15 protein-coding genes are annotated in these 22236 nt (G+C 73.3%); 10 read left to right on the forward strand and 5 right to left on the reverse strand.

From position 1 onward, the window contains the following. Window positions 1-117: 117 nt before the first annotated feature. From tyrS to ABT129_RS35035, 3 genes are read right to left on the reverse strand one after another with little or no spacing between them, the layout of a single operon-like run. The gene (tyrS, locus tag ABT129_RS35025; RefSeq protein ID WP_351909752.1) at window positions 118-1386 is read right to left on the reverse strand and encodes a tyrosine--tRNA ligase; all 1269 of its coding nucleotides are present in this window, start codon (window positions 1384-1386) and stop codon (window positions 118-120) included. 52 nt (window positions 1387-1438) lie between these two features. Beyond that, window positions 1439-2830 carry a metallopeptidase TldD-related protein gene (locus tag ABT129_RS35030; RefSeq protein ID WP_351909754.1) on the reverse strand — a complete coding sequence of 464 codons (1392 nt, stop codon included), beginning with the start codon at window positions 2828-2830 and terminating at the stop codon, window positions 1439-1441. Next, complete coding sequence (locus ABT129_RS35035; protein WP_351909756.1) at window positions 2827-4350, reverse strand: TldD/PmbA family protein; 1524 nt, start codon at window positions 4348-4350, stop codon at window positions 2827-2829. Before ABT129_RS35035 ends, ABT129_RS35030 begins: the two co-directional genes overlap by 4 nt. A gap of 200 nt (window positions 4351-4550) precedes the next feature. On the opposite strand from ABT129_RS35035, the gene ABT129_RS35040 reads away from it, so the two are divergent. The 5 genes from ABT129_RS35040 to ABT129_RS35060 all read left to right on the forward strand — a co-directional run bounded on the left by ABT129_RS35040 (window position 4551) and on the right by ABT129_RS35060 (window position 14938). Continuing rightward, complete coding sequence (locus tag ABT129_RS35040; protein WP_351909758.1) at window positions 4551-10916, forward strand: hypothetical protein; 6366 nt, start codon at window positions 4551-4553, stop codon at window positions 10914-10916. A 115-nt stretch (window positions 10917-11031) separates the two neighbouring features. Continuing rightward, window positions 11032-12690: a hypothetical protein gene (locus ABT129_RS35045; protein ID WP_351909760.1), complete on the forward strand. Its 1659-nt coding sequence runs from the start codon at window positions 11032-11034 to the stop codon at window positions 12688-12690. Window positions 12691-12880: 190 nt separating this feature from the next. Further along, the gene (gene fabG, locus ABT129_RS35050; RefSeq protein ID WP_351909762.1) at window positions 12881-13585 is read left to right on the forward strand and encodes a 3-oxoacyl-[acyl-carrier-protein] reductase; all 705 of its coding nucleotides are present in this window, start codon (window positions 12881-12883) and stop codon (window positions 13583-13585) included. 5 nt (window positions 13586-13590) lie between these two features. Beyond that, window positions 13591-14367 carry an enoyl-ACP reductase FabI gene (fabI, locus tag ABT129_RS35055; protein ID WP_351909764.1) on the forward strand — a complete coding sequence of 259 codons (777 nt, stop codon included), beginning with the start codon at window positions 13591-13593 and terminating at the stop codon, window positions 14365-14367. Between the two features lie 160 nt (window positions 14368-14527). Next, window positions 14528-14938 (forward strand): hypothetical protein, encoded by a 411-nt coding sequence (locus tag ABT129_RS35060; protein WP_351909766.1) that lies wholly within the window; start codon window positions 14528-14530, stop codon window positions 14936-14938. On the opposite strand, the gene ABT129_RS35065 is transcribed toward ABT129_RS35060, so the two are convergent. After that, window positions 14883-15596, reverse strand: coding sequence for a FadR/GntR family transcriptional regulator (locus tag ABT129_RS35065; protein WP_351909768.1), 714 nt, complete (start codon window positions 15594-15596; stop codon window positions 14883-14885). The genes ABT129_RS35060 and ABT129_RS35065 overlap by 56 nt on opposite strands. A gap of 69 nt (window positions 15597-15665) precedes the next feature. Between ABT129_RS35065 and ABT129_RS35070 the strand changes: the two genes are divergently transcribed. From ABT129_RS35070 to ABT129_RS35085, 4 genes are all read left to right on the forward strand, one after another. Further along, window positions 15666-17003, forward strand: a complete 1338-nt coding sequence (locus ABT129_RS35070; RefSeq protein ID WP_351909770.1) for a CynX/NimT family MFS transporter — start codon at window positions 15666-15668, stop codon at window positions 17001-17003. 17 nt (window positions 17004-17020) lie between these two features. Beyond that, the gene (locus ABT129_RS35075; RefSeq protein WP_351909772.1) at window positions 17021-17137 is read left to right on the forward strand and encodes an SGM_5486 family transporter-associated protein; all 117 of its coding nucleotides are present in this window, start codon (window positions 17021-17023) and stop codon (window positions 17135-17137) included. Window positions 17138-17312: 175 nt separating this feature from the next. Further along, complete coding sequence (locus ABT129_RS35080; protein ID WP_351909774.1) at window positions 17313-17516, forward strand: hypothetical protein; 204 nt, start codon at window positions 17313-17315, stop codon at window positions 17514-17516. A gap of 35 nt (window positions 17517-17551) precedes the next feature. Then, window positions 17552-18070: a SixA phosphatase family protein gene (locus ABT129_RS35085; protein ID WP_351909776.1), complete on the forward strand. Its 519-nt coding sequence runs from the start codon at window positions 17552-17554 to the stop codon at window positions 18068-18070. A 141-nt stretch (window positions 18071-18211) separates the two neighbouring features. On the opposite strand, the gene serB is transcribed toward ABT129_RS35085, so the two are convergent. Beyond that, entirely contained in the window at window positions 18212-19429 is a 1218-nt protein-coding gene (gene serB / locus ABT129_RS35090) for a phosphoserine phosphatase SerB (RefSeq protein ID WP_351909778.1), read from the reverse strand. 220 nt (window positions 19430-19649) lie between these two features. Between serB and ABT129_RS35095 the strand changes: the two genes are divergently transcribed. Continuing rightward, window positions 19650-22235, forward strand: a complete 2586-nt coding sequence (locus tag ABT129_RS35095; protein WP_351909780.1) for an ABC transporter ATP-binding protein/permease — start codon at window positions 19650-19652, stop codon at window positions 22233-22235. Window position 22236 lies beyond the last annotated feature (1 nt).

A 22236-nucleotide genomic window follows, 5' to 3' on the forward strand; every position in this document is an offset into this window, starting at 1 on the left:
GGCCGGCCGCAACGTCTCCCGGCCCCCCCCGGCCCTGCACGCGACCCGCGCGGCCTCCGCCGCGACGCCGGGCCGCCGCCGCCCGTCCGAGGTCGCGGACCGGCCGGTCCGCCGGGGTCACTCCCCGGCGAACTCGATCGCCGCCAGGTTCTTCTTGCCGCGCCGCAGCACCAGCCACCGGCCGTGCAGCAGCTCCTCCGCGGACACCTCGGCGTCCTCGGCGGTGACCTTCACGTTGTTCACGTACGCCCCGCCCTCCTTCACCGTGCGCCGCGCCCCCGACCTGCTCGGGGCGAGCCCGACCTCGGTGAACAGGTCCACGACCTGGCCCAGCCCGGTCACGCGCGCGTGCGGCAGCTCGGACAGGGCGGCGGCCAGCGTCGCCTCGTCCAGCTCCGCCAGGTCGCCCTGGCCGAACAGCGCCTTGGAGGCGTCGATGACGGCCGCGCACTGGTCCGCGCCGTGCACCAGGGCGGTCAGCTCCTCGGCCAGCGCGCGCTGGGCGGCACGCGCCTGCGGCCGCTCGGCGGTCTGCGCCTCCAGCGCCTCCAGCTCCTCGCGGGACTTGAAGGAGAGGATCCGCATGTACGTCGAGATGTCCCGGTCGTCCACGTTCAGCCAGAACTGGTAGAACGCGTACGGCGTGGTCATCTCCGGGTCCAGCCAGACGGCCCCGCCCTCGGTCTTGCCGAACTTGGTGCCGTCCGCCTTGACCATCAGCGGGGTCGCGAGCGCGTGCGCCTCGACACCCGGCTCCAGGCGGTGGATCAGGTCGAGACCGGCCACCAGGTTGCCCCACTGGTCCGACCCGCCCTGCTGCAGCGTGCAGCCGTAGCGGCGGTACAGCTCCAGGAAGTCCATGGCCTGGAGCAGCTGGTAGCTGAACTCGGTGTAGCTGATGCCCTGCTCGGACTCCAGACGCCGGGCGACGGAGTCCTTGGTCAGCATCTTGTTGACCCGGAAGTGCTTGCCGATGTCCCGCAGGAACTCGATCGCCGACAGGCCGGCGGTCCAGTCCAGGTTGTTCACCATGACCGCCGCGTTCTCCCCCTCGAAGGAGAGGAACGGCTCGATCTGCGTCCGCAGCCGGTTCACCCAGTTGGCGACCGTCTCGGGGTCGTTCAGGGTGCGCTCGGCCGTCGGCCGCGGGTCACCGATCTGGCCGGTGGCCCCGCCGACCAGCGCCAGCGGCCGGTGCCCGGCCCGCTGGAGCCGGCGGACGGTGAGGACCTGGACCAGGTGGCCGACGTGGAGACTGGCCGCGGTCGGGTCGAAACCGCAATAGAAGGTGACGGGACCGTCCGCGAGAGCCTTGCGCAGTGCGTCCTCATCGGTGGACTGGGCGAAGAGCCCACGCCACTTCAGCTCGTCGACGATGTCGGTCACGTCGTCCGTCTCCTTGATTGATTGCGGTGATGCCGTGGCCAGTCTAGGTGGGTCAGACCCCCTTGCTGACCGAGCTCATGTTGAAGTCGGGCACCCGCAGGGCGGGCATCGCGGCCCGGGTGAACCAGTCGCTCCACTCGCGCGGCAGCGTCTTCTCGGTCCGGCCCGCCTCCGAGGCCCGCGACAGCAGGTCCACCGGCGACTCGTTGAACCGGAAGTTGTTCACCTCGCCGACCACCTCGCCGTTCTCGACGAGGTAGACGCCGTCCCGGGTCAGACCGGTGAGCAGCAGCGTCGCCGGGTCGACCTCGCGGATGTACCAGAGGCAGGTGAGGAGCAGACCGCGCTCCGTCGCGGCGACCATCTCCTCCAGGGAGCGCTCGCCGCCGCCGTCCAGGATCAGGTTCCCCGCCCCGGGGGCGACGGGCAGCCCGGTGAGCGCCGCCGTGTGCCGGGTGGTGGTCAGCCGCTCCAGCCTGCCGTCCCGCACCCAGTCCGTCGGCGCGATGGGCAGACCGTTGTCGAAGACGGAGGAGTCGTCGCCGGAGGAGTGCGCGATCACGAAGGGGGCGGACTCCAGGCCCGGCTCGTTCGGGTCGCTGCGCAGCGTCAGCGGCAGCGGGGAGAGGGTCTCGCCGAGCCGGGTGCCGCCACCGGGCTTGGAGAAGACCGTACGGCCCTCGACCGCGTCCCGGGCCGTGGCGTTCCACAGCTGGTAGATCAGCAGGTCGGCCACGGCCGTCGGCGGCAGCAGCGTCTCGTACCGCCCGGCGGGCAGCTCGATCCGGCGCTCCGCCCAGCCGAGGCGGACCGCGAGCTCGGCGTCGAGCGCCGCCGGGTCGACGTCCTTGAAGTCCCGCGTCGAGCGCCCGGCCCAGGCGGAGCGCGCCCGGTCGGGGGACTTGGCGTTCAGCTCCAGGGTCCCGTTGGGCTGGTCGTGCCGGAGCCGCAGGCCCGTGGACGTGCCCAGGTAGGTGGAGGTCAGCTCGTGGTTGGCGAAGCCGTACAGCTCACGGCCGCCGGCCCGGGCCCGGGCGAAGGCCTCGCCGAGCGCCGGGGCGAAGTCGCCGAACACGGCGGAGGAGGTCTCCGCGGGCGCGTCCGTGAAGTCGGGGGACGACGGCACGTCCGTCACCAGCGGCTGGGCGTCCTCGGCGGGCCCGGCGGCGCGGGCGGCGGCCTCGGCGGCCCGGACCAGCGGCTCCAGGTCGTCGGCGGTCACGGCGGAGCGGGAGACGACACCGGAGGCGGTGCCCTGGGCGCCGTCGACGGTCGCGACGACCGTGAGGGTACGGCCCCGGGTCACGCCGTTCGTGGTGAGCGCGTTGCCCGCCCAGCGCAGGTTGGCCGAGGACTCCTCGTCCGCGATGACGACACACCCGTCGGCACGGGACAGCTCCAGGGCCCGCTCGACGATCTCGTAGGGCTTGCTGACGCGGCTCATCGTCCGGCCTCCTGCGTCGTGTTGAGAATGTTGACACCCCGGAAGAGGGCGGAGGGGCAGCCGTGGGAGACCGCGGCGACCTGACCCGGCTGGGCCTTGCCGCAGTTGAACGCGCCACCGAGGACGTACGTCTGCGGGCCGCCGACCTGCTCCATCGAGCCCCAGAAGTCGGTGGTCGTCGCCTGGTAGGCCACGTCCCGCAGCTGTCCGGCGAGCCGCCCGTTCTCGATGCGGAAGAAGCGCTGCCCGGTGAACTGGAAGTTGTAGCGCTGCATGTCGATCGACCAGGACCGGTCGCCGACCACGTAGATGCCGCGCTCCACACCCCCGATCAGGTCCTCCGTCGACAGACCGCCCGGGTCCGGCTGGAGCGACACGTTCGCCATCCGCTGCACCGGCACGTGCGCGGGGGAGTCCGCGTGGGCGCAGCCGTTCGACCGGCCCAGGCCCGTGAGCTTCGCGATCCGCCGGTCCAGCTGGTAGCCGACGAGCGTGCCGTCCTTCACCAGGTCCCAGCTCTGCGCCGCGACGCCCTCGTCGTCGTACCCGATGGTCGCGAGCCCGTGCTCGGCGGTCCGGTCACCCGTCACGTTCATGATCGAGGAGCCGTACGCCAGCTTGCCGAGCTGGTCGAAGGTGGCGAAGGAGGTGCCCGCGTACGCGGCCTCGTACCCCAGGGCCCGGTCCAGCTCGGTGGCGTGCCCGATCGACTCGTGAATGGTCAGCCAGAGGTTCGACGGGTCCACGACGAGGTCGTACCGCCCCGCCTCCACGCTCGGCGCCCGCATCTTCTCGGCGAGCAGCCCCGGGATCTCTTCCAGCTCCCTGTCCCAGTCCCAGCCGGTGCCGGTCAGGTACTCCCAGCCCCGCCCGACCGGCGGCGCGATCGTCCGCATCGAGTCGAACTCGCCGGTCGTCCCGTCGACGGCGACCGCCGTCAGCTGCGGGTGCAGCCGCACCCGCTGCTGCGTGGTGACCGTCCCCGCCGTGTCCGCGTAGAACTTGTTCTCGTGGACGGTGAGCAGCGAGGCGTCCACGTGCGCCACGCCGTCCGCGCGCAGCAGCCGCGCGCTCCAGTCGGCGAGCAGCGCGCTCTTCTCCTCGGCGGGCACGGAGAAGGGGTCGATCTCGTACGAGGAGACCCAGGTGCGCTCCTCGTGCACCGGCTCGTCGGCGAGCTCCACGCGCTCGTCCGACCCGGCCGCCGCGATCACCTTCGCCGACAGCTTGGCCATGGCCACCGCCTGCGAGGCGACCCGCGCGGCCCCGTCCATGGTCAGGTCGACGCCCGACGCGAACCCCCAGGCACCGCCGTGCACCACCCGCACCGCATAGCCGAGGTCCGTGGTGTCGGAGGAACCGGACGGTTTGGCGTCGCGCAGCCGCCACGCGGCGCTGCGCACCCGCTCCAGACGGAAGTCCGCGTGCGCGGCACCGAGCGCGCGCGCTCGGGCGAGCGCCGCGTCGGCGAGCGCCCGCAGGGGCAGCGCGACGAACGAAGGATCGATCTGATGGACCACGAGCGGCCTCGCTCTCGGTGATCGGAAGGCGGCGGTTGATCTGTTCCGGAAGTCAATCACGGGACGGACCGCCGAGGCGGCGCATTGAAGTGCGCCCACCGCGTAACCCGCGCCGACAGGCCCCCGCCCGGAGCGCGTCGGGGGATCGGAACAAGGCAGAGGCATGGCACCCGTGTTGATGGGATGAGATGATCCACGCCATGCACGGGTGGGTGAACGGAGTCAGGTCCTGGCTGGCGTCGCTGGACGAGGACGCGCTCAAGTCCCTGCTGACCTGGCACCCTTGCCTGCGCGGCGAGAAGCACGCGCACAGCTCGGACCGGCCCCTGCGCCCCTCGCCCCCCTCGCGGCGGGAACTCCACGCGGCGCGGGTGCGCCTCGCCAAGGCCCAGCAGGGACAGCTGACGAGCATCACCGCGTGCGGGCTCGTCTGGGCGGTGAAGGCGCTCCACACCGAGTACGGCTTCTCGCAGCGCGCCCTCACGGAGCCCACGCTCGAAGAACTCCTCGCCATGCTCACGGTGCTCGACCCGCCCCTCGCGCGCTGCGCCCTCTACGGGATGCTCCTGCCCGGCACGAGCCGACTGCCGGTGGGCCCGCTGGCGAGGGACCACGAGGCCGCGTTACAGGCCGCCGCCGACAGTCCCCCGCCCCCCGACGCCCACGAGACGGGCCCGCGCCTCGAAGCCGCGGAGGCGGCCTCGGGAGGACCGGAGACACCCGCGGTCCTGGAGGCGGCACAGGCGGCGGGGGCCCCGAAGGCGACCGCGGTCGCGGGGGTGACGGAGGCCTTACCGGCCTTACCCGGCGGGCATCCGGCCGACGCCCCCGACATACCGCCCGCCCCCGGCCCCGCCGGCACGGACTCCGCCGCGCCGACGACCCGCCCCGATCGTGAGGATGCCGCTCCCGTGTCCGGACCCGAACCCCTGGCCGACCTTCCCGCGACGCTCGCGCGGCTGAAGGCCGACGGCGAACGGCTGGCCGCCGTCCTGCGCGCGGCGGCGGACGCCGTGGAGACCGGACTCCTGCCCGCCGACGCGCCGGGCGACGGGATCTCCGGCTGGACGGCGGAGCGCGAGCGGCTCGCCGCGGCGCTCGCCGCCGAGGGGCTCACCTGGGGACCGGACCTCGGATACGCCGACGCCGGAGCCGGGTTGACCCGCCTGCGGGAGGCGCGCGCCGAGCAGATCGGCGCCCTGCGCCGCAAGGCGAGCCGGTACGCCGAGCTCCTGGAACTCGCCGACGGCGAGGAGGAGGCCGCCGACCTCCGCCGCCACCTGCACCGCACCGAGTCACACCTGCGCGCACTCGGCGCCTCCGAGGACACGGCGTCCGGCGGTACGGCTCCGGAGGGCGTGCCGAGCGAGAGCGCGGCCCGGGTGGCCGCGCCGCGTGAGGGTACGGCTCCGGTGGCCGTGACGAGTGACGGTGCCGCCCCGGAGAGCGCGCCGCGTGAGGGTACGGCCCCGGAGAGCGCGTCCCTTGAGGGCCCGGCGCACGGGACTCCGGCGCACGGGACTCCGGCCGCCGAGGCTCCGGCCCTCGTGGTGTCGGCCGCCGAGGCTCCGGCCCTCGGCGTGTCGGCCGCCGACGCCGGCGACCCGCCCGAGGAGGCCCCCGCCGGACGGACCGAGCACGGCACCGGAGACGCGACCGCGATGACCGGCCGGGTCCGGGTCGGCGCCTCCGCGATCGAGGCCGTCCGCCGCGCGGTGGAACCCCCGCCGCCGACGCCGCTCCTCACCCCGGCCCCCCTGCCGGCCCCGCCCGCGCAGCCGGCGGCACCCACCACCGCCCCGGACCCGAGCCCCGCCCCCGCCGCCGAACCACTCGCCGCCGAGCCGCCCGCCGCCGAGCCGGCTCCGGCCGGGCCGACTCCCGCCGCCCACCCGGCCCCCGCCGCCACGCCCCCCTCCATCCCGGCCCAGGCCCAGGCACAGGCTCCGGCCCAGGCCCCGGCTCCCGCCCCGGCCGTCGTGACCGCCCCCGCCGCCCCGGCCGCTCCCACCCCCACCCAGCACCCGGCCCCCGCGCCCACCACCCCCGTCCCGGCCCAGGCCCCGTCCCCGATCCCGCCCGTCTCCCTCCCCGTCGAGGACGAGCCCTGGCCGTCCGGGGTCGACGCGCCCGACTGGGAGCCGTACGCGCCCTGGGACTCCGGCAGCGAGCCGCCCGTCGGCAGGCTGCTGCGGGACGGGCGGATCGCCGAGGCGTACTGGATGACCGTGGCCTCCCACGAGAGCGACGTCCGGGCGCGGACGCTCGCCTTCGCCGCCGCCGCGTTCGGCTGTGTCTCGGACAGCGAGGCCACCCCCGTACAGATGGCGCACGAGCTCGACCCCGCGCTCGTCGCCCGGGACCGGGAGGCCCACCTCGTGGCCCTCTCGGCCGCCCTGCGCACCGGGCTCACCGCCCGCTGGCCGCACGGTCTGGTCAGCGGTTTCGTCATGCCGTCCGGGCTGACCGGCCCCTGGCAGCAGCTGCTCACCGTGCTCGTCGCCGCCGTCCGGGACGGCCGCGCCTTCGAGCCCGGCATGCTCCAGGGCAGCGCCGAGGGCCTGGAGGCCGCCACCCGCGAGGAGATCGGCCTGACCGCCCGGCAGCTCCTCGACGACCTGCCGCGCCGCAAGATGAAGTACCAGCGGGCGTCCCAGGTGCTCCAGTACCTCGTCGGCCCCTCCGGTCCGGTGCGCCAGGCGCTGAACGAGGTCATCGAGTGGTCCGGCCAGAGCCCGGCGCAGTACACCGGCACCCCCGGCTTCCGCGCCCTCGGCGAGCAGCTGTGGCGGGCGGAGGACATCGACCGGGTCATCGAGGACACGGACGCCCTGTTCCGTACGTCGAAGCAGGCCAAGGAGCCGATCACGGCCGGCGCGCTCCGGCAGCTGCACACCGCCTGCCGGTCCGTCGGCGAACTCCTGATGCGCGCCGAGGCCGCGCACGCCGCCGCCCGGCCGCACCAGGGCGTGAGCGACCGGGGCATCCCCGAACTGGCCTCGGTGCTCCGGCACCTCGCCGAGGAGCCCGCCCCGGCCGGCACCGGAGGCGCGGCGCTCGCGCTGCTGCGCGGCTGGCTGACCGGCGAGCAGGTGCGGTCCGCGGACGCCGCGGCCGACCGGCTCCGTGAGAACGGCGGCCCCGTCCCGCCCGCCGACTCCCTCCTCCGCCTGCCCGACCTGCCCCGGGACGCCCTGGGCGACCCGGACCTCGCCGACCCCCGGGCGGCCCGCCGGATCGCCGCGCTGCTGTCGCCCGCCGACGCCGAGTACGCCCTCGTCCGCTACCTCGACGACGGCGACCTGCACCTCGCGAGGGCGCTGATCGCCGCGGTCGAGAGCGACCCGGAGGAGTACGGCTGCACCGACCCCGAGTGGGGGGAGACGGCGGCCCGGCGGCTCGCGCAGGGCCACGAGGACTGGCGGCGCGCGGTCGCCGAGCGCCACCGGGCGGCGGCCGGACTGCTCGCCCAGATGCGGACGCTCAACCAGCTCTCGGCCGATCAGGAACGGGAGTTCGTGGGCCGGCTCCAGGAGTTCGCCGACGGCGAGGAGTCGGGCCGCTACCGCTTCGCCGTGGACTCGCTCCGCGCCCTGGAGGCGGAGCTCGTCACCCTCGTCGCGGACTACACCCGGCAGCTGCGCGAGGACCTCGCCCAGCTGCGCTCCCGCCCGGACCGGGCCCTCTCCACCGCCGACCACGACCGCATCGCCCGCCTCGTCGACGAGGGGGACACGGTCACCGCGCAGGAGTTCCTCGCCCTCGCCACGAGCCACACGCAACTGCCGGAGCCGGGCGCCCGGTACGACGACGGCTCGGAGCTCACGGCCTTCCTCGGCGGAGTCACCGCCCCCGACGCCCCCAAGGCCGGCGGGGAGGGAGTCGAGGCGGACTGGTGGGCGAAGCACTACGGCGACCCGGCGTCCTCGCTCACCCCGGCCGCCGGGAACGGCCTGGAGTCGTGGGCGGCCCTCTGCTCCCCGCAGGGCCGCCGCGGCGAACTGCCGCAGCACCTCTCCCAGCTCCTGCGCCTCCTCGGCCTCGACGTCTCCCCGGGCCGGGTCACCGCCGAGCGGGTCGCCCTCGGCCAGGGGATGCGCCGCTTCAAGGTCCGCGCGCGGGTCGCCGAACGCGCCGGGTACGTCGCCGCGCTCGGCTCCCGGGCCTCCTCGTACACCGTCCTGCTGATCTGGGAGGAGCAGCCGGCCGACGGCCCGCTCGCCCACCTGGAGGACGCCGACGTCGGCGCCAACATCGTGCTCTACCTGCATCCGCTCGGCATGGAGGGACGACGGGGCCTCGCCGAGTCCGCGCGCTCCTTCGCCCAGCAGGCGCTGGTCGTCGACTCCGCGGTGATGGGCTGGATGGCCGCCCGCGCCCCCGGCTCCTTCCGCTCGCTTCAGCGTGTGACGCTGCCCTGGGCCGCGTACAACCCGTACACGCCGTTCGTCGCGGGCCTCGTCCCGCCCGAGGTGTTCTACGGCCGCGACGAGGAGATGCGGGAGGTCATGGGCCGCGAGGGCGGCATGTTCCTCTACGGGGGCCGCCAGCTCGGCAAGTCCGCGCTGCTGCGCCGGGTCGCGGAGATCTTCCCGAGCCGCGCCGACACCCACGTCGCCGTCTACCTCGACCTGCTGAAGGCCGAGATCGGGCACGCCGAGGCCCCCGACCGGATCTGGAGCCGGCTGGTCGAGGACCTCAAGCGCAAGGGCGTCTTCAACAGCAAGATGTCCGAGCAGGCCAACCCCGACGTCGTCGTCCGCAACATCCAGTCCTGGCTGGAGGGCGACGACACCCGGCGGATCCTGGTCCTCGCGGACGAGGCGGACGCCTTCCTCAACACGGACTCGCGCCGCGCCTACCGCGTCGGCAGCGAGTCGACCTTCCCCAACGTCATGCACTTCCAGCGCCTGATGGAACAGACCGAGCGCCGCTTCAAGATCGTCTTCGCGGGTCTCCACCAGGTCCAGCGCTTCGGACACCTCTCCAACGTCTCCACCGTGCACGGCGGCCCCGACGTCCTCGTCGGACCGCTCGGCACCCAGGCCGCCGTGCGGCTCGTCACCGAACCCATGGCCGCGCTCGGCTACTTCTTCGAACGCCCCGAGCTGGTCTGGCGGATCCTCGCCATCACCAACTACCAGGCCAACCTGGTGCAGATCTTCTGCCGCGAACTCGTCCGCGTCCTCCACGACCGCCCGTACACCTGGTCCGGGAACCCGGTCCGGATCACCGAGGACGACGTCCAGAAGGTCGCCGCCTCGGAGACCGTCCGCCGCCAGATCGCCGAACGGCTCCGCTTCACCATCAACCTGGAGGACCGCTACCGGGTCCTCGCCCTGGTCATAGCCCTGCACAGCCTCAAGGACAACTACCGCGGCGACTACTCCGCCGGCGAACTCCTCCAGGAGGCCCGGGAGGCCTGGCCCGAGGGGTTCGAGATGCTCAGCGCCAAGCAGGCGCAGATCTTCCTCACCGAGATGGTCGGCCTCGGCCTGCTCATCCAGCTCGGCGACCGCTCCCGCTTCGCCGTCCGCAGCCCCAACGTCGTCAACATGCTCGGCACCCGCGAGGAGCTCGAACTCGAACTGCGCGAGACCGAGTTCGGCCTGCCCTACGACTACAACCCGCACGCCGCCCGGCGCATCCTCGGCCGCGACTCCCGGGGGGTCCAGACCTACAGTCCGCTCACCGAGGAACAGCTCCACGAGACCGCCCAGTCCGGCGTCAGCCTGATCGGCACCACCGCGCTCCACCGGCCCGAGCTCGTCCGCCGGGCGGTCACCGCCTTCGCCGAGAACCGGGGCGTCGACGTCGTCGCGTACACCCACGGGGAAGACCTGGCCGCCCTCCTCAAGAGCCGCCGCCGCAAGGCCCATGTGATCATCGCCGACCTGCGCGGCGCCGCCACCGCCGCGCTGCGCGAGACCGTCCGCTCCCTCCTCGTGCACGCCGGACCCGCCGCCGACCGGCTCGTCCGGCAGACCGAGCGGCGCAGCGGCGGCAACGAGAACCGCTCCGTCGTGGTCCTCGCCGACGCGGCCGGACTCGCCGAACTCGCCGCCGACGACGGGCACGAGGAGCTGGCCGTACGGTGGCTCCGCCCCGAGCGGTGGACCGCGGACGCCCTGCGCGCCTGGTCGGAATGCCCCTTCGTGTCCCGCGAGGACCGCGACCGGCTCGTCGCCGCGACCGGCGGCTGGCCCCGCTGGATGGAGGCCGCGGTGACGGACGTGTCCGTGCACGGGGCGACCCTGGACAACGCCGTCGAGCGGATCCGCGCCCTCATCGCCGGCCCCCGCAACATCGACGAGCACCTGCGCCTCTCCGGACTCGACGCCCGGGACCTGGACCTCCTGGTGGCCTGGACGGGCTATGTGGGGGAGGGGCAGGGCGTGCCCCGCGACGACGTGGCGGCGGCGACCGAACGCTCCGACGCGGAGACCGACGCCTGGCTGCAGCACCTGGGCCGGCTCGGCGTGCTCGACGAGACGCCCGAGGGCTTCGCGGTGGAACCGGTCACGTACCGCGCGGTGCGGTCCCGGGCGGCCGCCGGGGAGAAGTGAGGTGACGGAGACACCGGCGCGCCCCGGACCACCCCCGGCGCGGACAGCGACACCGGCGGGCCGCCCGACGGCACCTGCCCGCCCGGCGGCACCTGCCCGCCCGGCGGCACCCGTCGTGCCTCCGGGCGATCTGCCGGGCGTGCGGGCCCAGTTGCGCGGGGTCGTCGCCGACCTCGCCGCCGGGCGCAACTGCCTCTGGCTGGTCACCGACGCCCTGGTGGAGTCGGGGCTCGCGGACGAGCTGTACCGGGGGGCGCTGTTCGGGAGCCCGGTACGCGTCGACGTCCCCGCCCCGGCCTCCGCACGCGCGCGCGTGGAGGAAGAAGAGGCAGGGGAGGCGGGGGTCCAGGGGGAGCGAGGGGAGGAACCCGGGCCGGACGAGGCGGACACCGCCGCCTGGGCGGGCGGCGGCGCGTGGGCGGACGGCGACGAACTGCCCTACCTCGACCTGCCCGACGACGGCTTCGACCTCGACCTCGGCTGGGCCCTGGAGGATCACCGGCCCCGCGTACCGGCACCCCGCAAGGAGTCCGCCGGTCCCCGGCACGACCCGCACGGCCTCCTCGCCCGCCTCGGCAAGGAACTCTCCGTCGACGCCGACCAGGCGGTCGCCACCCTGGTCGCCCCCGACCGCGACCGCCGCCCGGTCGTCGGCATCCGCGCGTGGACGGAGGAGGACCACGACAGCGGTACGGGCACGGGCGCGCGTACGGGAGCCGGTACGGGCACGTTCACGGCCACCGGCGCGCGTACCCCCGGCGCCGCCGTCGAGCGGCTGTTCCGCCTCCTCGCCGCCGCCGTCAAGGACGCCGGACTCCCCCCGGGCGAGCGCCCCCGCCTCCTCGTCGTCGCCCGCCTCCGCGACCTGCCGGAATCCCTCCCCGACGAACTCCGGCACGGCCTCGGCGACACCGCCGTGCACTGGTGGTGGGGCGTGCTCGGCAGGCTCGACACCGCCACCGCCGTCGCGCCGATCCTCGACCGCGGGCCCGACACCTCCGGCCGCGACCGCGACCCGCTCGCCGAGCGGATCCGGCGCGCGGTGCGGTCCGAGACCGTGGTCGAGGTCTGCGGCCCCGACCTGGAGCTCGCCCGGCTGCTCGCCCTGGAGTGGGACGGAGCCCAGCACACCCTCGGCGCGGTCCTCGGACGCTGCCTGGCGGCGTCGCCGCGCCCCGGTCCGGCGGACTGCCCGCCGCTGCGCCGGATCGGCGCCCTGCTCCGGCCGGGCGCCGAACTCCGCCAGGCGTGGGCCGCGGGAGCCGTCGTCTCCTGGGAGGGAAGACTCCGCGCGCACGTCGGCGTCTGGCATCCCGCGGCCGCCACCGCGCTCAAGGGGCCTGCGGCCCCCACCGCCCCCGCGGCCGGTCCGCCCCCCGCGCCCGACGGCGGCGCGCGGGCCCGGCTCGCCGCGCTGGTCTCCCAGGCGCAGCAGCGCGTTCTGACACCGTGGATCGAGGAGGCCCGGCAGCGTCTCGCCGTCCGGGCGCTCGGTCACCTCAACCGTCCGGTGGCCACCCTCGTCGCCGACTACGCCGACCGTCCCCCCGCCCACGCCGGCGGCGACCCGGAACGGGCCTTCCTGGAGCTCCAGGTGGGCGAGCTGCTGCGCGCCCACATCAGCGGAGCGCTCGCCCTGCCCCCGCGCGACGCGGCCCTCCTGCGCCTCCTCGTCACCGCGCGGAACGTGCTCGCCCACCGGTCCGTGCTGTACGACCGGACACTCGACGAGCTGTGCGCCGAACTCTCCCAGGCGGACCTGAGGGCCTCCTAGAGCCGGAGAGGGCCACGTCAGGGGCGCCGCGCGGCCGTGCCAGGGGCGGCGGAGGGCGCCCGCTCGGCGGCCCCGAGCTGTAGGGACCCGACAGCGACACCCGTATGCCACTGTCGGAGGTCGATTCCTCATGTGGAGGTCTATACCGATAGGTTTTCGGCTATCAGACCGCTATCGAAAGGGTGATCCGTTGAGCCGCTCGGTTCTCGTCACCGGAGGAAACCGGGGCATCGGCCTCGCCATCGCCCGCGCGTTCGCCGAGGCCGGCGACAAGGTCGCGATCACGTACCGCTCCGGCGAGCCGCCCGAGGGCTTCCTGGCCGTCAAGTGCGACATCACCGACGGCGAGCAGGTGGATCAGGCGTACAAGGAGATCGAGGAGCGGCACGGTCCGGTCGAGGTCCTCGTGGCCAACGCCGGCGTGACGAAGGACCAGCTCCTCATGCGCATGTCGGAGGAGGACTTCACGTCCGTCGTCGACACCAACCTCACCGGCACCTTCCGGGTCGTCAAGCGTGCCAACCGCGGGATGCTGCGCGCCAAGAAGGGCCGCGTCGTCCTGATCTCCTCGGTCGTCGGTCTGCTCGGTTCGGCCGGTCAGGCCAACTACGCCGCCTCCAAGGCCGGTCTGGTGGGCTTCGCCCGCTCCCTCGCGCGTGAGCTGGGCTCCCGCAACATCACCTTCAACGTCGTCGCCCCCGGCTTCGTCGACACCGACATGACCGCGGTGCTCACCGACGAGCAGCGCGCGGGCATCGTGTCGCAGGTGCCGCTGGGCCGCTACGCGCAGCCCGAGGAGATCGCCGCCGCGGTGAGGTTCCTCGCCTCCGACGACGCCTCGTACATCACTGGAGCCGTCATCCCGGTTGACGGCGGATTGGGCATGGGTCACTGATCACCATGAGCGGAATTCTCGAGGGCAAGCGCATCCTGATCACCGGTGTGCTGATGGAGTCCTCCATCGCCTTCCACACCGCGAAGCTGGCCCAGGAGCAGGGTGCGGAGATCATCCTCACCGCCTGGCCGCGGCCGTCCCTGACGGAGCGCATCGCCAAGAAGCTCCCCAAGCCCGAGAACGTCAAGGTCCTCGAACTGGACGTCTCCAACGACGAGCACCTCGCGCGTCTGGAGGGCCAGGTCCGCGAGCACCTCGGTGACCGTCTCGACGGCATCGTGCACTCCATCGGCTTCGCCCCGCAGGACGCGCTCGGCGGCAACTTCCTCAACACGCCGTTCGAGTCGGTCGCCACGGCCATGCACGTCTCCGCCTTCTCGCTGAAGTCGCTGACGACGTCGCTGCTGCCGCTGATGACGGAGGGCGGCTCGGTCGTCGGCCTCACCTTCGACGCGCAGTACGCCTGGCCGCAGTACGACTGGATGGGCCCGGCCAAGGCCGCCCTGGAGGCCACCAGCCGTTACATGGCCCGTGACCTGGGCAAGCAGAACATCCGCTGCAACCTGATCTCGGCGGGCCCGATCGGCTCCATGGCCGCCAAGTCCATCCCGGGCTTCAGCGAGCTGGCCGCGGTGTGGGACAGCCGTTCCCCGCTGGAGTGGAACCTGGCCGACCCGGAGCCGGCGGGCAAGGGCGTCGTGGCGCTGCTCTCCGACTGGTTCCCGAAGACGACGGGCGAGATCGTCCACGTCGACGGCGGTCTGCACGCGATCGGCGCGTAACCGCTCTCCGCAGCACCGAAGGGCCGTGTGCCGCTCCCCCCGGAGCGGCACACGGCCCTCGCCCTTCCGCAACTCCTGCCCGACTCGAAAAGTCGAGCGAACCACCCCAGACTGGGGCAGAGCGTGAGGTTCCTGCTGCTGACGGGGAGGAGGTACGGGCATGCGCGCGATACGTCACGGACTCGGCGCCTTCGCCTCCGTCGCCGTACTGCTCACCGGGATAGCCGTCGCCGCCGAGGTGCGGGCCGCCCCCGCCCCGGCCGAGGAGCTCCCCTCCTCCGCCCCGGCGACCGGGGAGCCGGAGAACTTCGGCGCCTCCTGCCGCACCGTGGTGCAGGGCTCCACCGTCACCGCCCACTGCCAGAACCCGTACCCGCGCACCGACCGGGTCCGCCTCCACGTCGAGTGCGAGCGCTGGTGGGACGTCGACTCCGACAGCGCCCCCGTGGACGTCGCCCCCGCCGACTACGGCAAGCTCACCGGCCGCTGCTGGAAGGAGGTCCGGTCCGCCTGGGTCACGCACCAGCCGGCGGACCGGGCTCCCGAGCCGGCTCCGGTACGGGGCTCCTGAGGCACATGAAGGGGTAACCGGCCGCCTCCGTCCCGGCCCGCTCGGCGTCGCCGTCCCGGATCGCGTCCACGAGGCGCGCGTGGTCCATGTGGTTCTCCGGCCGCAGCACCTGCCCCACGTCGTCCCGCAGCCACTCCCGCAGCAGATCGCCGAGGTCCGCGTAGAGCTCCGTGAGCACCTCGTTGCCCGAGGCGGCGACGACCGCGTGGTGGAAGGCCGCGTCGACGGTCACGAACCGCTCCGCGTCGCCGGATTCCCACGCCTCCTCGCGCCGTACGAGCAGGGCGTCGAGCTGCTTCAGGTCCCGCTCGGTGCGCCGGGCGGCGGCGAACCGGGCGGCGGCGGACTCCAGGGTCGAGCGCAGCTCGGCCACGTGCCGGGGGTCGGAGCCCGCGAAACGCCGGTGCATGACACCGGCCAGCTCGCTGGTGGCGATGACGTACGTCCCGGAGCCCTGGCGGATGTCGAGCAGCCCGTTGTGCGCGAGCGCCCGGACGGCCTCGCGCACGGTGTTGCGGGCCACGCCCAGCTGCTCGACCAGCTCGGGTTCGGTCGGGATGCGGGAACCGACCGGCCACTCGCCGGAGGTGATCTGGTTCCGCAGCTCGGCGATCACCTGGTCGGAGAGACCTGCGCGCCGGGGGTGGCCGAGGGCCATGGAGCACCTTCCCCTTCGTTCTCGTACGGGATTGGACAACCAATCATCCCATGATTCTATGATGGCCTCATGCCTGACGAGCCGAAGACCCTCGACCCCGCCGTACGACCGGCGCGTACCACCGCCCCGGCGACCACCACGGCGCCGACCGGAGCGGCCGCCACCGCCGGAGATTCTCCCGCACCCGGCCGCACGCACCGCTGGACCCTCGGCCTCGTCACCGTCGGACTCGTCCTGGCCGCGCTCAACCTGCGCCCCGCCATCACCAGCCTCGGCGCCCTCCTCGAAGAGGTCAGCGCAGGGCTCCACATGAGCGGCACCGTCGCCGGGGTCCTCACCTCCGTACCGCCGCTCTGCTTCGCGGTCTTCGGCATCACGGCCCCCCGCCTCGCCCGCCGCTTCGGCCCCGCGGCCGTCGTCTGCGCGGGCATGGCCGCGATCTTCACGGGCCTCGTCCTGCGCCCCTTCGCCGGCGGCACCGTCGGCTTCCTCGCCGCCAGCGCCCTCGCCCTCATGGGCATCGCCGTCAGCAACGTCCTGATGCCGGTCATCGTCAAGCGGTACTTCCCCGACCGCGTCGGCAGCATGACCGGCCTCTACTCCATGGCGCTCGCCCTCGGCACCTCCCTCGCCGCGGCCGTGACCGTCCCGATGACCGACGCCCTCGGCGGCGACTGGCGCGTCGGCCTCGGCGTCTGGGCGGCCGTCGCCGCACTGGCCGTGCTGCCCTGGATCCCGCTGGTGCGCGACCGCGACCGGGCCGCCACGGGAGGGGCCTCCACGGGAGGCGCGGCGACGGCCACCGCCCCGGCCGGGACCACCGCCGCTCCCCGGGTCTCCCGCAGCCGCACCGCCTGGGCCCTCGCCTGCTTCTTCGGCCTCCAGGCCACCGGCGCCTACATCACCATGGGCTGGATGCCGCAGATCTTCCGCGACGCCGGCGTCCCCGCCTCCACCGCGGGCCTGCTCCTCGCCGTCACCATGGTCATGGGCGTCCCGCTCGCCTTCGTGATCCCCCGGCTCGCCACCCGGATGAAGAACCAGGGCCCGATCGCCGTCGCCCTCGGCCTGTGCGGCCTCACCGGCTACACCGGCCTCTTCCTCGCCCCCGCCGCCGGAGCCTGGGTCTGGGCGCTGCTGCTCGGCGTCTCCAACTGCTCCTTCCCGCTCGCCCTCACGATGATCGGCATGCGCTCGCGCACCGGCGCCGGAGTCGTCCGGCTCTCCGCCTTCGCGCAGAGCGTCGGCTACCTGATCTCCATCCCCGGCCCCCTCCTCGTCGGCATGCTCTACCAGCACAGCGGCGGCTGGGGACTGCCGATCGCGCTCATGGGCGGCCTCATGGTGCCGCAGATGATCGTCGGCACCCTCGCGGGCAGGGACCGGACGGTCGAGGACGAATGCTGAGATGCGAGACTGCTCCCATGCCAGTTCTCGAACCCAACCCCCCGAACGGCCAGAAGAAGCTGCTCATCGTCTTCGGCGCGATGATGGGCATCACGGTCGTCATCGCCGTCATCGCCTCGATCGCCTCCCCGTGAACGTCCTGGACCTCCGCAAACCCGGGCACACCGGCCCCCGGTAGGGGTAACCCCCGCATCCCCTAGGGGGCGGGTCTCAGGGGCGAGTGGGTGGATCACCGGATGGGCCGAGGGGCCCGCGATCCCTAGGTTGGAGACACCAGGGAAAACGGAGCCCTCACCCACGGAGGCGGTCATGACGGCCCCCACGCACACCCGCGTCCGACCCGGCGCGCCCGGCGTCGGCACCCGGCTGCCCTGGTGGGCCCTCGCCCTCCCGGCGGCCGCGTTCGTCGCCCTCCTGCTGTTCATGACCGGGCCCTCCGGGGCCCCCGCGCCCCTGGGCGACGCCGGGGTCGGCAGGGTCCTGGAGCGGGTCCAGCAAACGTTCTCTCTCTGAGTCGGCGCCGCCCGTTTCGTGCGAAGCTGAGGACCATGAGCGTCGAAACACCTCGCAGGATCGTGCTGCTCCGACACGCCAAGGCGGACTGGAACCAGGAGTCCGACCACGAGCGACCCCTCGCCGAGCGGGGCCGCGCGGACGCCCCCGTGGCGGGCCGAAGGCTCGCCGAGACCGGCATCGCCTTCGACCTGGCCCTCTGCTCGACCGCCACCAGGACGCGCGAGACCTGGAAGCTGGCCGTGCAGGAACTGCCGCAGCGCCCCAAGACCGTGTACGAGGACCGGCTCTACGAGGCCTCGCTCGGCGAGCTCATCGCCCTGCTCAACGAGACCTCGGAAGACGTCTCCGACATCCTGGTGATCGGCCACAACCCCGGGATGCACGCGCTCACCGACGCCCTCGCGGGCAAGGCCGAGGGCGACCACCTGGCCCGGGTGAACCGCAGCGGCTTCCCGACCTCCGCCTTCGCCGTCCTCACCTTCACCGGCTCCTGGAAGTCCCTGGAGCACGGCGTCGCCCGGCTCGACGAGTTCTGGACCCCGCACGACTGATCCGTACGCCGACCGGCACGCCGGTCCGTACGCCCGAGCCGTGCCCGATCGGTCCGCCGGTCCGCACGCCCGGGCCGTACGCGGAAGGGCCCGGCCGTCACCTGACGACCGGGCCCTTCGCCGTACGGGCTCCGCCACCGCTCAGTGCAGCAGGTCCTCCTCGCCGCCGTCCGCCGCCTCGACCTCCTCGCGGGTGATCCCCAGGAGATAGAGGACGGTGTCCAGGAACGGCACGTTCACCGCGGTGTGGGCGGCCTGGCGCACCACCGGCTTGGCGTTGAAGGCCACACCGAGCCCGGCCGTGTTCAGCATGTCGAGGTCGTTGGCGCCGTCGCCGATCGCCACGGTCTGCGACAGCGGCACACCCGCCTCCGCCGCGAACCGGCGCAGCAGCCGCGCCTTGCCCGCCCGGTCCACGATCTCGCCGGTGACCCGGCCGGTCAGCTTCCCGTCCACGACCTCCAGGGTGTTGGCCGAGGCGAAGTCGAGCCCGAGCCGTTCCTTCAGATCGTCCGTGACCTGCGTGAACCCGCCCGAGACGACACCCACCTGGTAGCCGAGCCGCTTGAGCGTACGGATCAGGGTCCGGGCCCCCGGGGTCATCCGCACCTCGGCGCGGACCTTGTCGACCACCGAGGCGTCGAGCCCGGCGAGCAGCTCCACGCGCGCGTGGAGCGACTGCTCGAAGTCCAGCTCACCGCGCATCGCGGCCGCCGTCACCTCGGCGACCTTGTCCTCGCACCCCGCGTGCGCGGCGAAGAGCTCGATCACCTCGTCCTGGATCAGGGTGGAGTCGACGTCCATCACGACGAGCCGCTGGGCCCGCCGGTGCAGCCCGGCGGAGACCACGGCCACGTCGACGCCGATGGTGTGGGCCTGGGTGGCGAGGGAGGTCCGCAGCGGCTCGGTCTCGCAGCCGGAGACGGCGAACTCGACGGCCGTGACCGGGTACTTCGCCAGCCGGAAGATGCGGTCGATGTTGCCGCCGGCCTCCGCGATCCTGGCCGCTATGGCCGCCGTCTGCTCGGCCGTGAGCGGGTGGCCGAGCACGGTGACGTGCGAGCGCCCCTCACCACGGGGCCGGTTGTCGCCCGTGCCGGAGATGATCTCGGCCTGCAGCTTCAGCGACTCGGCCCAGCTGTGCACGGTGGCCCGCAGCTCGCCCTGGGAGGCGACGGTCGGCTGCGTGACGAGCGCGCACAGGACGAGGCGGCCGCGGGAGACCACCTGCTCGATGTCCACGACGTCGACGGAGTAGGCGGCGAGGGTGTCGAAGAGTCCCGCGGTGATCCCGGGACGGTCCTTCCCGAAGATCTTGACGAGAAGGGTGGGAACGTCTGAGGTCTGCGATGCGCTCATGGTGGTTCCACCGTATCGGGCACCGCGCGCCGACCGAGCCCCCGTCCCGCGTACCGGACACCCGAGCGGTCGCGGGCCCGCCCCGGCGGCGGCGCGCGAGACCCTCTCCCGGGTCTTCACGCGGCCCGACTTTCGGAGAGGGGGCCGGGCCTGAAATAGTTCCCCAGGATGATTCGCATCCCTGGACTCCCCGCGACGGGGGTACATCGGGGGACAAGTAGTGGGGCATGGAGTGCCAGAACTCGTACTGGAATTGAACGGCAGGACCTGGACGCTCGATCCGTCCAGGTCGTACACCCTGGGCCGCGATCCCCAGGGTGACCTGGTCATCGACGACGCCAGGGTCTCGTGGCGCCACGCCACGATCAGCTGGGGCGGCCGGAGTTGGGTCATCGAGGACCACGGCTCGACCAACGGCACGTTCCTGCGCGGGCAGCGGATCCATCAGATGGAGATCGGCCCCGGGTCGGCCGTCCACCTCGGCAACGCGACCGACGGCCCGCGGCTGAATCTCGCCGCCGGAGCCCAGAGCGCGCCGCAGCCCCCGCAGCACGCCCAGCAGCCGCAGGCGCAGGCGGGCCGGCCCGTCGCGGCCCACCAGGCCGCGGAACAGGCCGAGTGGATCACCCACCAGGCCCCGCCGCAGCACCAGGCCCCGCCGCAGCACCAGGCCCCGCAGCACCAGGCCCCGCCGCAGCAGGGCTGGCAGCAGCCTCCGCCGGCGCAGCCGCAGGTGCCGCACCAGCAGGGACACGGTCAGCACGGCGTCGCCGCGGGGGCGTCGTCGGCCTATGCCGACCGCAGCCCCACCACGTTCCACCAGCTGGCCCTCGGCCACGTCATGCGCATCGGCCGTGCCCTCGAGAACGAGCTGGTCGTCTCCGACCTCCAGGTCTCGCGCAACCACGCCGAGTTCCACGCGACCCCCGACGGCCGCTTCGAGATCCGCGACCTCGGCTCGCACAACGGCACGTACGTCAACGGTCAGCCGATCCCCAAGGGCGGCACGGCCCTCCTCGGCCCGCAGGACATCGTCGGTGTCGGTCACTCGACCTTCCGGCTCGTCGGCGGCCAGCTCGAGGAGTTCGTCGACACCGGCTCCGTCTCCTTCTCGGCCCGCCACCTCACGGTCACGGTCGACGGCGGCAAGCAGATCCTCAAGGACGTCACCTTCGGCGTCCCGGAGAAGTCGCTGATCGGGGTCATCGGCCCGTCCGGTTCCGGAAAGTCCACGCTGCTCAAGGCGCTGACCGGCTACCGCCCGGCCAACGAGGGCGACGTCCTCTACGACAACCGGAGCCTCTACAAGCAGTTCGCCGAGCTGCGCCAGCGCATCGGTCTGGTCCCGCAGGACGACATCCTGCACAAGGAGCTGACCGTCCAGAAGGCGCTGCGCTACGCGGCCAAGCTCCGCTTCCCCGGCGACACCGCCGAGGCCGAGCGCGAGGCCCGGATCGACGAGGTGCTGCGCGAGCTGAAGCTCGACATCCACAAGGAGAAGAAGGTCACCTCCCTCTCCGGTGGTCAGCGCAAGCGCGTCTCGGTCGCCCTGGAGCTCCTCACCAAGCCCTCGCTGATCTTCCTGGACGAGCCGACCTCCGGCCTCGACCCGGGCATGGACCGCGACGTCATGCAGCTGCTCCGCGGCCTCGCCGACGACGGCCGCACGGTCCTCGTGGTCACCCACTCGGTGGCCGAGCTGGGCCTGTGCGACAAGCTCCTCGTCATGGCCCCCGGCGGCTCGGTGGCGTACTTCGGCCCGCCGGAGGAGGCGCTGAACTTCTTCGGCTACTCCACCTGGGCCGACGTCTTCTCCGCCTTCGAGAACTACCGCGACTACGACTGGGCGGGCCGCTGGAAGGGCTCGCAGCACTACCAGATGTACGCCGCGGACATCGACGCCGTCGCCGCGCAGCCCGTCCAGATGCCGCAGCACGCGATGGCCAGGCCTCCCAAGCCGCAGGGCTGGGGCTCCCAGCTGTGGACCCTGATCCGCCGGTACGTCTCCGTCATCGCCTCCGACAAGGGCTTCCTGGGCCTGATGGTCATCCTGCCCGCCGTCCTCGGCGCGGTCTCGGTGGTCATCCCGGCGGACTTCGGCCTGGGCTCGCCCACGCCGCCGTCCCGCTTCAACGGCGACGCGGGCACGATCATGCTGATCCTCGCGGTCGGCATGTGCTTCAGCGGCGCGGCCAACTCCGTCCGTGAGCTGATCAAGGAACGGGTCATCTACGAACGGGAGCGGGCCACCGGCCTCTCCCGCTCGGCGTACCTGATGTCCAAGGTCATCGTCCTCGGCCTCATCACGGCCTTCCAGGGCGTCATCATCTGCGGCATCGGCTTCTCCACCCGGCAGCTGCCGGAGGAGGGCCTGTTCATGCCGCCGGCCATCGAGCTGTGCGTCCAGGTGATCGCCCTCGGCCTCACCTCGATGATGTTCGGCCTGGTCATCTCCGCCCTGGTGAAGACCGCCGAGAAGACCATGCCGCTCCTGGTCATGTTCGCGATCATCCAGGTTGTCTTCACCGGCATCCTCTTCCAGGTGTACAGCTCGCCGGGCCTGGAGCAGTTCGCCTGGCTCATGCCCTCCCGCTGGGGCATCGCCGGCGCCGGCACCACGCTCGACCTGGCCCGGCTCATGCCGCCGTGGGACCCCAAGAACCCCACCGACACCGACCCGCTGTGGGAGCACACGGTCGGCCAGTGGAGCCTCGACCTCGGCATCCAGCTCTTCATGGCCGCCGTCTGCTGCGTCGCCGTGGCACGGCTGCTGCGCCGCCACGAGCCCGAGGTCATGCGCAAGTAGT

The organism is Streptomyces sp. NPDC002057 (genome assembly GCF_040296665.1).
Taxonomy (GTDB): Bacteria; Actinomycetota; Actinomycetes; order Streptomycetales; family Streptomycetaceae; genus Streptomyces.

What these genes read in the sequence shown, in the direction of transcription:
- ABT129_RS35030 (WP_351909754.1), bottom strand. Translation starts at nt 2,830, where the DNA reads ATGAGCCGCGTCAGCAAGCCCTACGAGATCGTCGAGCGGGCCCTGGAG.
- ABT129_RS35040 (WP_351909758.1), top strand. Translation starts at nt 4,551, where the DNA reads ATGCACGGGTGGGTGAACGGAGTCAGGTCCTGGCTGGCGTCGCTGGAC.
- fabI (WP_351909764.1), top strand. Translation starts at nt 13,591, where the DNA reads ATGAGCGGAATTCTCGAGGGCAAGCGCATCCTGATCACCGGTGTGCTG.
- ABT129_RS35060 (WP_351909766.1), top strand. Translation starts at nt 14,528, where the DNA reads ATGCGCGCGATACGTCACGGACTCGGCGCCTTCGCCTCCGTCGCCGTA.
- ABT129_RS35065 (WP_351909768.1), bottom strand. Translation starts at nt 15,596, where the DNA reads ATGGCCCTCGGCCACCCCCGGCGCGCAGGTCTCTCCGACCAGGTGATC.
- ABT129_RS35070 (WP_351909770.1), top strand. Translation starts at nt 15,666, where the DNA reads ATGCCTGACGAGCCGAAGACCCTCGACCCCGCCGTACGACCGGCGCGT.
- ABT129_RS35075 (WP_351909772.1), top strand. Translation starts at nt 17,021, where the DNA reads ATGCCAGTTCTCGAACCCAACCCCCCGAACGGCCAGAAGAAGCTGCTC.
- ABT129_RS35080 (WP_351909774.1), top strand. Translation starts at nt 17,313, where the DNA reads ATGACGGCCCCCACGCACACCCGCGTCCGACCCGGCGCGCCCGGCGTC.
- ABT129_RS35085 (WP_351909776.1), top strand. Translation starts at nt 17,552, where the DNA reads ATGAGCGTCGAAACACCTCGCAGGATCGTGCTGCTCCGACACGCCAAG.
- serB (WP_351909778.1), bottom strand. Translation starts at nt 19,429, where the DNA reads ATGAGCGCATCGCAGACCTCAGACGTTCCCACCCTTCTCGTCAAGATC.